At 47.5% G+C, this 11,717-nt stretch carries 7 protein-coding genes; 3 read left to right on the plus strand and 4 right to left on the minus strand.

The genetic code is table 11. The features are described 5' to 3' along the window. Positions 1–186 precede the first annotated feature (186 nt). The gene (locus ACS18Q_RS09455) at positions 187–1,716 is read left to right on the plus strand and encodes an alpha/beta hydrolase (RefSeq protein WP_441257002.1); all 1,530 of its coding nucleotides are present in this window, start codon (positions 187–189) and stop codon (positions 1,714–1,716) included. Position 1,717: 1 nt separating this feature from the next. Here the strand turns inward: ACS18Q_RS09455 and ACS18Q_RS09460 are convergent, their stop codons facing one another. Then, positions 1,718–2,467, minus strand: a complete 750-nt coding sequence (locus ACS18Q_RS09460) for an AraC family transcriptional regulator (protein ID WP_014204753.1) — start codon at positions 2,465–2,467, stop codon at positions 1,718–1,720. Between the two features lie 186 nt (positions 2,468–2,653). Between ACS18Q_RS09460 and ACS18Q_RS09465 the strand changes: the two genes are divergently transcribed. Together ACS18Q_RS09465 and ACS18Q_RS09470 are read left to right on the plus strand one after the other, a co-directional pair. Further along, positions 2,654–3,556 (plus strand): iron-siderophore ABC transporter substrate-binding protein, encoded by a 903-nt coding sequence (locus ACS18Q_RS09465; protein WP_014204752.1) that lies wholly within the window; start codon positions 2,654–2,656, stop codon positions 3,554–3,556. 59 nt (positions 3,557–3,615) lie between these two features. Beyond that, positions 3,616–5,709 carry a TonB-dependent siderophore receptor gene (locus tag ACS18Q_RS09470; protein WP_441257003.1) on the plus strand — a complete coding sequence of 698 codons (2,094 nt, stop codon included), beginning with the start codon at positions 3,616–3,618 and terminating at the stop codon, positions 5,707–5,709. Positions 5,710–5,777: 68 nt separating this feature from the next. Here ACS18Q_RS09470 and ACS18Q_RS09475 read toward each other — a convergent pair whose 3' ends face one another. The 3 genes from ACS18Q_RS09475 to ACS18Q_RS09485 form a co-directional block, all read right to left on the minus strand. After that, positions 5,778–7,784 carry a methyl-accepting chemotaxis protein gene (locus ACS18Q_RS09475; protein WP_206980470.1) on the minus strand — a complete coding sequence of 669 codons (2,007 nt, stop codon included), beginning with the start codon at positions 7,782–7,784 and terminating at the stop codon, positions 5,778–5,780. 505 nt (positions 7,785–8,289) lie between these two features. Beyond that, positions 8,290–9,759 (minus strand): glycoside hydrolase family 1 protein, encoded by a 1,470-nt coding sequence (locus tag ACS18Q_RS09480; RefSeq protein ID WP_154180225.1) that lies wholly within the window; start codon positions 9,757–9,759, stop codon positions 8,290–8,292. Between the two features lie 25 nt (positions 9,760–9,784). Beyond that, on the minus strand, positions 9,785–11,716 hold the full coding sequence (locus ACS18Q_RS09485) for a beta-glucoside-specific PTS transporter subunit IIABC (protein ID WP_412497809.1): 1,932 nt from the start codon (positions 11,714–11,716) through the stop codon (positions 9,785–9,787). Between the last annotated feature and the right edge of the window lies 1 nt (position 11,717).

Genomic DNA, 11,717 nt, shown 5'->3' on the forward strand with positions numbered 1-11,717 from the left:
GACTCCTCACACAATTTGTATGAGACAAGGAGCGACATTGACCATTTCTTACTTCATGGGCTTAGAACACCGACACGCAATCATCACTGGACGGATAAAACCCAAAGATGATAGAACAGTCTCGCGCGTCGCACGTTCAGACTTGGGGTCAGGTCATGCGTCTCTTTTAGTCCAATGGCGGTCATCATGCAGCACAGTTTCACCTTCATCACGCATTCTCAATGGCAACACACCATCGATACCCCACGCTATTTTCGTGGTTCGATTCGCAGTGAACAGGCGTTAGATGCCGTTGTCGTGACCAATAGCGCAGGCGAGATTGTCCACCACCTGATCACGCGTGGTGCCAGCGAGGCCGAGATTTTTTGGCAAGTGCAGCACGCCGATGACTACACGTTTCATTTCACATCCCAATCGAATGTGGCGACTACCGTGACCCTCGAACTGCGGGCATTGGCATTGAAATCCGACCAAAGCGTGTTGCTCGAGGAAAACATCATCAGCACGCAATTGGCCAAGACGGCACAGCAAATCGCGCATCATGACACACAAGCGGAAGCGAACTTTTGGGCCAAGGTCGCCAGCACGGGCACACCGTTGGTTGAAGCGGATGAGGATGGGCAAACCGTGGTGACGTTTCTCTATCAGGGAGATGCATCGACCCACAATGTGATGGTGATTGGCGCGCCATATGACGGGCAAGCATATCTGACTCGGCTCGCGAGCAGTGACATCTGGTTTAAAAGTTATGTGCTACCACGCAGTAGCCGATTGTCTTACCGCTTGGCGGTCAACGTGCCGCAATTAGCGGAAGACGACTGGGTTGAGCAGTACTTTGCGGCCTACTCGACCCTGATGCTTGATCCTCAGAATCCACATCCCACGTTTGGGGATGATCAATCGCAGTTTGGCGCCGCCTCGACAATGACGTTGCCCGACGCGCCCTCTGATTCCCTGACCCACAACCATCACGCTCCCCAAGGACGTATCGAAACGCTAAACTATGCCAGCGATCAATTGGGGAACTCGCGCGTAGTGCGTATTTACCACCCCCACCCCGTTTACACGCCGCACGAGACTTCCCCGTTGCTATTGATGTTTGATGGCAACGACTATCTGACCAAAGTGCCCACGCCATTGATATTGGATAATATGATCGCGCAAGGCATCATCGAACCCATTCGCGCCGTGTTGATTGATCCACCCACCCCCAAACTGCGAGCGCAAGAACTCACCCCCAATACCGCCTACGCAACATTTCTCGCCACCGAGTTAATGCCTTGGTTGTGTGAACATCTGGCGATTCATCCGACGGCTGAAAACACCATTTTGTGTGGTTCAAGTTTTGGTGGCTTGGCGGCGATGCACATTGCGTTTCAATACCCCAACCAGTTTGGCAAGGTGCTTTCTCAATCCGGCTCGTTTTGGTGGTCGCCAGATCAGGCAACGCCAGCGTCATCAGAGGCGTCCCCTTGGTTTGCCGAGCAAGTCACCCCATCGCCACCATACGCCATCGATATCTATATGAACGCGGGCTTGTTTGAAATTAACCCCGCCTCTCATGAAATTCTGGAAAACAATCGAACACTAGCGGACATACTGCAACACCAAGGGTATGCCACCACTTTTGAAACCATCGCGTGTGGCCACGATTATTTCAGCTGGCGCGTCACCTTGGCCCACGGGCTCGTGGCCCTACTCAATCCAACACGCTGAGCTAACGCCTTTCATGGGCGAGCGCTTTGGCTTGAAATTTACCCGGCGTTTCACCAAAGCGCTGACGAAATGCTTCAATGTAAGCACTCACATTGCTGTAGCCGCTGCGCTCCGCCACTTCGGCGATCGCCATGCCTTCTTGGATCAACGTCAGCGACGTCACGATCTTTGACTGTTGCCGCCATTGGCTAAACGTCAACCCTGTTTGTTTGGTGAAAATTCGGCTTAAGGTTCGCACACTCACACCCCATTGCGAGGCGAGCTGCTCTTGAGTTAAATCACTCGATGGCGATTTCATCAGTTCATCGGCAATGTTGCGCGCCCGTCGGTCGGACGGCAGAGGCAACCCCAAAGGCAGTTCTTCCAACTGCTCAATGTCATACGCCAATAGCGCCAATAAATGCCCCATATAATTCGGCGGGGAATTCGTCCCATCAAGTTGACGAATGCGTTCAAGCAATGCGCTAAGAAATGCATTCATGCCATACACCCCTGGCTCCGACGGAAAACCATCGAGGTCGGAATAATCCAAATTGAGCACATACGCTTGAACGGAAGAGAAGATCTTCACCTTGTGGGAACACGCTTTGGGCGTCCACCCCACCGAGCCCGGTGTGATCACCCATTGTGCCTTTCCGGTTTCCACATTGATGATGCCGTTTTTTAGCCAATACAGTTGACCCCAAGAGTGCTCATGCCAAGGCGTCTCTTGCGTTTGGGTAAGATTGAGTGAGTCGATCTTGATAATCATGGCCGATGAACCGTATTAAATGTCAATATAACGATAATAATATCACCAATGAATCATGTACATTCCTTCCATAACGCTCAAAGATGAGAATGAGATGCATCTCTAGAATAAAGCGATGCCCTCACACAGCACACGGCGTCGCCAAATTTTATCGATCCGCTCACCCAAATTGAAAGGCTCCTGCACATGTCACGCTTCAACCCCATGTTTTTTCTGTTCATTGCGACCTTGATTTTTCCACGTTGGGGAAACGCGGCGAATGTGGCTCCATCTAGCTCTCATTCCGTCACAGAAAAACGCGTCATTGCGCTCACGTGGTCATCCGCCGAAGCCTTGTTAGCGCTGGGGGTAACCCCCGTTGGTGTGGCCGACCCGCAAGGCTATCGCGACTGGGTTCAATGGCCGTCCATGCCCAACACTGTCATCAACATCGGCACACGTTCGGAGCCAAATCTGGAGCTGATCCATACACTCAAGCCGGATTTGATTGTGGCAGGCCCCGCTCTTCATGACATCTTGAGCGCCACAGTGGATGCCAATGTGCTCATTCTTGATACCTTTCGCGCCGACCATGCCAATAGCAAGGCGATTGATGAAGACTTCCTTAAGCTGGCACACGCCATCGGGAAAACCAAGCAAGCCGAACACGTGTTACAGCAACGCGCACAGGCAATCCAAGGTTGGAAGCAACAACTTGAACAACATTTTTCCGGCCATCTCCCGAAAGTCACTATTGTGCACTTTTTAAGTACCACCACTGCGGCAGTATATGGGCAAAACTCCTCTGTCGAGTATGCGTTGACCCAATTGGGTATCGATGCCGCGATGCCGACATCTTCAACCGCTTGGGGACAGACGCCATTACCGATCCAGCAATTAACCGCCGTCGGTTCCCATGTGCTCATCTACATTCGACCGTTTGCAGACGAGAAAAAACTCTTTTCCAGCATCCTGTGGCAGCACATGCCCTTCGTAAAGCAAAACCACTTTCTCGCCATCGAACCCAGTTGGACGTTTGGCAGCGCGCTCTCCATTAAACGCTTAGCCCAAGTCACCGCACAAGCGCTGCTTACCCTAGACACGCCCTAGCGCCATTTGGCCCAAGTACCTTCTCGATTAAACCCCATAAAAACACAAGGAAATTGACTGTGAAATTGTTCACTTACGCTCCCATTGTGCTGAGTCTGCCTTTCATTCCCACACTTTCTCATGCATCTGGCGACGATTCGGTTGAAACAGTGACGGTAATTGGCAGCGAGCTGATGAGCCCCAAAGTCAGTAGCTCGACAGGGCTGTCATTAACACCTGAAGAAACGCCGCAATCGATCACCATTCTCGATGCCGATTACATTGAGCAACGCCATCTCTCTTCGATTGATCAGGTGTTGGATCGCGTGATTGGCATCGGCTCACTGAAAACCGACGACGTGAGAAACGAATTTCAATCGCGCGGCTTTGAGATTAACAGCTATCAGATCGATGGCATGCCATACAGCTGGGGAGACACCGCTGGATTCAGCGGCCAAACGCAGATCGACACCGCGATCTACGAACGTGTTGAAGTGGTGCGCGGCTCAACGGGACTGACCACCGGCGTGGGCGATCCTTCGGCCTCGATCAATCTGGTTCGAAAGCATGCTGATAGCACCGCACCGACCGGACGCGTGCAGGCGTCTGTTGGCAGTTGGAACACGCAGGAAGTCATGGTGGATGCCGCCAATGCGCTCAACGCAGACGGGACGCTGCGGGGGCGTGTCGTCGCGAAATATGCGCAAGGAGAATCGTATGTCGATCTCTATGAGAGCAAACGCAAAGTTGTGTACGCAGTCGTCGAGAAAGAACTGTCTTTCAATAGCCTACTGAGATTAGGCGCGAGTTATCAAGCCGATGATCGCGATGGTGCGGCATGGGGCGGTATTCCGGGCGTGTATTCTGACGGCTCGGCGACTCATTTTTCACGCGCCAAAACAGCGGCCACCGATTGGAACTTTTGGGACACTGAACACCTCAATATCTTTGCTGATTATGAATACCAATTCGCCAACGGTTGGCAATTGAAATCGAGCTACAACCACACGCAATACAGTCAGCGCGCAAAGCTCACCAACCTCAATATTGGCACGCTCAATCAGGATGGTTCTGGGTTGTATGCGTGGTCGTACAACAACGAAGGCGACAGTACACAAGACAGCATTAGCATTCACCTGAACGGCGATTACGCATTGGCGGGACGTCAACATGAGTTCATGCTTGGGGCCAGTTACAGCCATTTAAAAGACTTCAACCAATATTACGCCATGGATCCGGTGGCATTCGCCACGGTCGACGACTATTTAGCTTGGAACGGCAACTTGGCGGAACCAACATGGGAAAACGACAAAACCACCGAATACGATTTCACCACGCAACAACTGGCATTTTATACCGCCACTCGCGTTCATTTGTCGGATAACACCAAAGCCATTTTGGGGGCACGAATTGCAAACTGGCAGCGCAAAGGCACCAACTACGGTGACGTAACCTACGGCGACAATGGCATCATCACGCCCTACGCTGGCCTGTTATACGATCTCAGTGCTCAAAGCCGTGTTTACGCGAGTTTTGCAACCATTTATGAACCGCAAAATGAGCGAGATCGCCATGGGGACTACCTCGATCCATTAGAAGGCAAAACTTACGAAATCGGCATCAAATCCAACCTGACTGAACAGATCACGCTCTCCGGCGCCCTGTTTCGAATTGAGCAAGATAACCTCGCGCAAGACGACACTGGCTACACCATTCCAAACACCACCAACACGGCACAGAAGGCGGTCGATGGCACGGTCAGTAAAGGGATTGAAGTACAACTTGCCGCCCGTCCGATGGAAGGCATGGACATCAACCTCGGCATGACGCAATTCACGGCGGAAGATAACGAGGGCAACGACGTCAATACCAACTACGCACGCAAGCAAGTCAAGCTTTCAAGCAACTACCAGTTTGTGGGTTGGAATCCCGACCTCACCATTGGCGCAGACCTTCGCTGGCAAAGTGAAATCCATGCCACCGATGACATCAAGCAACCGTCGTACGCGATTGTGGATCTCATGGCGAGCTATCAGATCAACCGCGACGTCACCATGCGCGTCAACGTAGAAAATCTGTTTGATAAAACCTACTACAGCTACTTAAACGCGGCGAATACGGTTCGATACGGCGCCCCATTCAACGCGCAACTTAGCCTCAACTATCGTTTCTAATCACGAACGCAATCCCCCTCAATCCATGGTGATGATGGAGGGGGATTGGGACGACACACTCGGCGGATTCATACTTTGAAATTTGAGACTTGAGTGTTTAATTCAAGGTAGACACTATTGAGTTCATTGAACTGCTGACGAATGGCTTTTGACGCCCGATCCACGCCGTCAGTTTGCTCTTTCATCGCAATCAAGTTCTGATTGATCTCGTTCGAGACACTCGACTGCTCCTGCGTTGCCAAAGCCGTTTGTTCTGACAACGCCCTGACGGAGCTGAGTGAATCGTTCAGGGCATCAAAGACTTGTATCACACTATCAAAGTTATTCACGGCGCTATGCGCATTCGATTTGCTCTGCTTAATCGCCATAAACGCATCGGAAACACTGTCCGACAATTGACTGATCATCTTCTCAATTTGATTGGTACTTTCACCCGTTTGGGTCGCGAGTTGACGAACTTCATCGGCCACCACGGCAAACCCTCGTCCAAACTCGCCTGCACGCGCCGCCTCGATCGCGGCATTCAATGCGAGCAAATTGGTTTGTTCCGCAATGCCACGAATCACTTCCAGTACTGATGAAATGGCCTCGGAGTTTTTCTCCAGTTCCTCAGCTTTCGTCATCGTGACCTCAATATTCGCGACGAGCGAATCGATGCTGGCATGCGAAGACTTCACCACGCCCCGCCCCCGATCAATGTGTTCAGCAGCCGACGTGGATTCATTCGATGTATGAGAAGCGACATCGGCCATCTGGGCATTGGCCATCGACATCTCACTGGCCGCGCTCACAATGGAGTCGCTGGATTCAACCAATCTTTGGGTAATTTGATTCACCGAGTTGGCGACCGCCTCCAGTTGATGCGTTGAGTCACCTAACGCAGAACTCTTCAACTGGACCGTCTTCATAATGGTTTGTAGATTCCCGACAAACGTATCAAACTCATGTGACAAATCGCCCAGTTCATCTTTGGTTGTCGAGTTGATTCGCGCGGTCAGGTCCCCATCACCATCCGATATTTCTCTAATTCTTTGCGATATATTGGTGACATTATTCGTAATACTTTTAGGAATATAATAACTCACCACAAAAGCAACAATAAAACCGATAATGACGATGATGATGGTCATATCTTGATATTGTTTGATTTCCTCTGCGGTCTGTTGTTCTTCTATTCGCCCTTGTTGTTTTACCGCCTCTCCCGCTTGATCCAATACCGCGCGAATCCGTTCAAATTTATCATCGGTTTCAACTAAAACATCACTCTTATTCTCCGTAACGTTTATTTCGCTTGAATCCATTAATTCAGAACTCAATTTAAACCAACCGGAAAAAATACTATCAAACTGATCATAAGGACGAACTAATTCGGGTTCGGAAGCCATTAAGGTACGATACGATTGAAATCGGTTATTTGCTTGCAGCGCATTGTCTTGGAAATCTTTGAGATTTTGATTCGCATCGCCAATACCAGAAACAAACTTCTGTTGGGCGAGACGGGATTGATAGAGGTCGCGATCCGCATTCAGTACTTCGGCAAGCGCATCCAGATAACGCTTGAGCATCACCCGATCAATGGTGTCTTCACGCCATGCCGACACATGGTTACGAATCTTCGCTTCCGCTTGGTCAAGCATATTGCGCATCGTAAAAAAATCTTTATCAACAATCACTAAGCGATCATTCACCGATTGATTTGCACGATAAACGGACGATACATTTCGACTACTTTGCAACCACGCCTCGTAGAGTGCGTCAAAGTCACGAAAAGGCTCGATTAACTCAGGCTCATCGGCCAAAAATTCGCGGAAACGTTGAAAACGATCATAGACTTGTTGAGCGTTCTCTTCGAAATCCTGTTGCTGTTGTTGTTTGTCCCCGTAATTAGAGAGCATTTCTGCTTGAGCTAATCGCGCTTGATATATATCGCGATCAGCATTCAATACCACGGCAATGGCTTCAAAATAAGACTTCGTTTGTTTTTCCATCGCCCGTTCGTCGATCTTGATGATGACTTGCATAAAGATAAAAACGGAGACAACCAAAATGGTGAGAAAAATAATGGGCAACATCATCTTTAATCTTATCGAGTGGAGTCTCATCATAGCCTCTTTATTCAGTAAACATTGACGACATCATCGTGGCATTTTTCTATCCCATTGAGTCTAGTTCAACTTTCTAAAGGTGCGTAAAAATACACAGAAAACACCTTAAATAAGGGAACATGATTGAATTATTGCCCTCGATGATTTCATCCATCGTATACCGTTCGATGGGAGACAATTGCATTCCAGTCGTCTGTTCCGTTCGAAAAAATATTGAAACCACGTAAGTTTCACCGATGCGAGATCAAAATGAGTCGTCCTTTGTTTGACTATTTTATTGCGTAACACTGATAGTTTTCATTTTGTGTCAGTTACGGCGCACTTTCGAGTTGGCCACGACAAGTCTGCAAGATTAAATGTGGGTTCATTTCTCTAAGAAGCTAGAATCTAGAGCTATCTCAATGCGAGGTAGATTGAAAAGCAAAGCTGCAAACGTATCAGGAGCGACGACGCATGCAGCTTTGTTTTATGGGGGTTAGCTTAAATCGTTACCGTTAGATGCGATAACTTTTTTATACCAGAAGAAGCTTTTCTTACGCTTTCTATCACGTGTACCATTACCATTATCATCTTGATCGATATAGATAAATCCATATCGTTTTGACACTTGGTTGGTACTTGCACTCACAATATCTAATGGTCCCCACCATGTGTAACCAAACAAGTTAACACCATCATTAATCGCTTCTCTCATCTGTTCAATATGTTGGCGTAAGTAGTCAATTCTGTAATCGTCTTGAATAGACCCATCTTCAGCCACTTTATCTGAAGTCCCTAGACCATTTTCTGCGATGAACAAAGGTTTTTGGTAACGGTCATGCAATTGATTTAACGCCAAACGCAGGCCTTTCGGATCGATCTGCCATCCCCATTCGCTACTTGGTAAATAAGGATTCTTGATGCCGCCCGTAATCAAATTCCCTTGAGCTCCCTCTAATTGTTCTGGGTTGGCACTGACAGTACTGGACATGTAGTAACTGAAAGAAATGAAGTCCACGGGATGTGCAGCTAGAATTTCGTCATCGCCAACATGCTTCTCTAAAGTCACACCTTTTGCTTTAAGCATACGTTCAGCGTACGGAGGATATGCACCTCGCGCTAAGACGTCAGAGAAGTATAGTGAAACTCGTTGTTGTTCTTCACAGGCTTGTACATCTTCGGGTCGACAAGTATTTGGATACAGCATTTGGTAGCTGATCATGCAACCAATTTGAACACCAGGTATCGTTTCTCGACATGCTTTAGCAGCTAATGCACTCGCGACAAACTGATGGTGAGCACCTTGATATTTTGCTTGTTCAATATTAGGGTGACCTTCTTCAATGATACCGACACTCACGTATGGGTGATGTTTCACACAGTTGATCTCATTAAACATCATCCAATATTTCACTTTATCTTTGTAACGATTAAACACGGTCGTCGCAAAATTCAAATAAAAATCGATGACCTTACGGTTAGTCCATCCGTCATAGCTCACCGCCAAATTCAGAGGCATTTCATAGTGAGAGAGTGACACGATTGGCGTGATGTTATGTTTCTCTAGGCATTCAAATACACGGTCATAAAACTCTAAACCCGCTTGGTTTGGCTCAGCTTCGTCACCGTTTGGGAAAATACGTGTCCAAGCCAAGGACATTCGAAAACACTTAAATCCCATCTCTGCAAATAGCGCAATATCCTCTTCATAGCGGTGATAAAAATCAATGCCGTGACGCTTTGGATAGTATTTTGTTGAGTTCGGGTCCATTGCTTCCTGAACTTGGGCATGCGTCATCATAAACCATTGATCAGACCAAGTTTCTTTGGGTGCTTTATCATCAAAAATGTAAACGTCAGAAACCGACAACCCTTTACCGTCTTTATCAGAGCCACCTTCAATCTGGTTTGCAGCAGTCGCACCGCCCCATAGAAAATTATCTGGGAAACCTTTTAATGTATTCATGTCTATTCCTTATTTTATCGATGCATTAAGCAAAACTGGGTTGGGTGGCTAATTGAATAACGTGTTCATCTGCTTTAACGTTTTCATTCAGTATGAATTCCTGATAATCCGATGTATTGGTAACCACCATGATGACGCTCGTATCAAAGCTTTCTCTTTCAAGCGCCTCTAGGTCGAACTCCACAAGTGGTTGTCCAATCGAGATCACATCCCCATCTTGGATGCTCGATGAAAAATATTGACCATTGAGTTTTACCGTATCAACACCAATATGAATCAGAATTTCAGCGCCATTGTCACTGGTAATTGCTAATGCATGTTTAGTCGGGAAAATTGAAGTCACCGTACCGTTAACAGGTGAAGTAACGACCCCTTCAGAAGGTTTAATGGCGAATCCCTTACCAAAGGTTTCTGTCGCAAATACCGGGTCACTGACGTCTTCTAATTTTACAAATTCGCCTTTTGCCGGTGCGAAAATAGATTCTTGAGCGCTGCCTTCTACAGACAATTTCGTTTGGTTTGATACAGATGTAATCTCTAGATCTTTCAGTGCTGATGTACTTTTTTTCGTATCAGCACTTTCTTTTGCATCAGTTTTTTCTTCAAAACCAACCACAAAAGTAATTGCCGCCGCCGCAATGAAACTAATCAACATACTGCCGATAGCATAGAAAAACGTTGGGCCAGCCAAGGCTGGAATACCCGGTAAACCACTCATCGTAAATGCGTAAGCTTTTACACCAGCAGTGACAGCAAAAGCACCACCTAAAGCACCACCAATCAACGCTGCGAAAAATGGCTTTTTCAAACGAATGTTGACACCATACATTGCTGGTTCGGTGATACCCATTGCCGCAGTCAGACTGACTGAGAGCGCAAGTGATTTAAGTTTCTTATCTTTAGCTCTCAGGAAAACACCAAATGCAGCGCCAGCCTGGCCTAAGTTAGCAACAAAGAATATTGGCTTGATTGGGTCGAACCCCATGGTGCTGACATTGTTCACCATCACAGGAACAAGGGTGTAATGCATCCCTGTGATGATAAGTACTGACATTGTGCCGCCCAAGATAAGACCGGCAAGCCATCCCATATTTTCAAGGAGCCACAATACACCACCAGTGAGGTGTCCCCCCAAGAACAAACCTATTGGACCTAATACACTTAACGTAATCGGCGTAACAATGATAAGTGTGAATAAAGGCACAAACATGGTTTTCAATGAACCCGGCATAAATCTGTCGATGAATTTCTCGACATAAGACATCAGCCAAATCGCTAAAATAATTGGAATAACCGAAGACGCGTAAGATGCTGGCGTAATAGGCAAGCCAAAGAAACTGATATCGATACCGCTTTGCTTACTCGCAGCAAATAAACCCGACAGGCTTGGGTGAAACAAAGCAGCGGCAATCGCCATGGCAACATAGGAATTGCATTTAAAACGTACGGAACAGCTGTGAGCCAAGACGATAGGCAACAAATAAAAGACACCATCACTAATAGCATTTAATATCTGGTAGTTTTGGCTATCTTTGGGAAGAATATTAAACGTGAGTAAGAGAGCAAGGATACCCTTCAGGATACCTGCACCAGCAATCGCTGGGATAATTGGCGAAAAGATACTACTGATAGTTTCCATCAGGAAGGCTAATTTCCCCGACTTTTCAACAGTTTCGTTTTCAGCATTGCCTTCTTGCGATGATTTACGTAAGCGAGGAATCGCTGCGTATATTTCATCACAAACTTTGCTAACTCTATCGCCAAGAATGACTTGGAATTGGTCACCTGAAAGATTGACACCAAATACGCCGTCGAGATCTGCGATCGCATCTTGGTCAGCCTTCGAGAGATCCTTTAAATTGAATCTTAAACGCGTGATGCAGTGAAAAAGCACCGTAATATTGTTTTCACCACCAACTAATCTCACAATCTGATTAGCTAAGTTTTTATTTGACATG

Source organism: Vibrio sp. Vf1514, assembly GCF_052076135.1.
Classification (GTDB): Bacteria; Pseudomonadota; Gammaproteobacteria; order Enterobacterales; family Vibrionaceae; genus Vibrio; species Vibrio furnissii.

Excerpts from the sequence above, each read along its gene's own strand:
- ACS18Q_RS09455 (WP_441257002.1), top strand. The coding sequence starts at position 187 with ATGCAGCACAGTTTCACCTTCATCACGCATTCTCAATGGCAACACACC.
- ACS18Q_RS09460 (WP_014204753.1), bottom strand. The coding sequence starts at position 2,467 with ATGATTATCAAGATCGACTCACTCAATCTTACCCAAACGCAAGAGACG.
- ACS18Q_RS09465 (WP_014204752.1), top strand. The coding sequence starts at position 2,654 with ATGTCACGCTTCAACCCCATGTTTTTTCTGTTCATTGCGACCTTGATT.
- ACS18Q_RS09475 (WP_206980470.1), bottom strand. The coding sequence starts at position 7,784 with ATGATGTTGCCCATTATTTTTCTCACCATTTTGGTTGTCTCCGTTTTT.
- ACS18Q_RS09480 (WP_154180225.1), bottom strand. The coding sequence starts at position 9,759 with ATGAATACATTAAAAGGTTTCCCAGATAATTTTCTATGGGGCGGTGCG.
- ACS18Q_RS09485 (WP_412497809.1), bottom strand. The coding sequence starts at position 11,716 with ATGTCAAATAAAAACTTAGCTAATCAGATTGTGAGATTAGTTGGTGGT.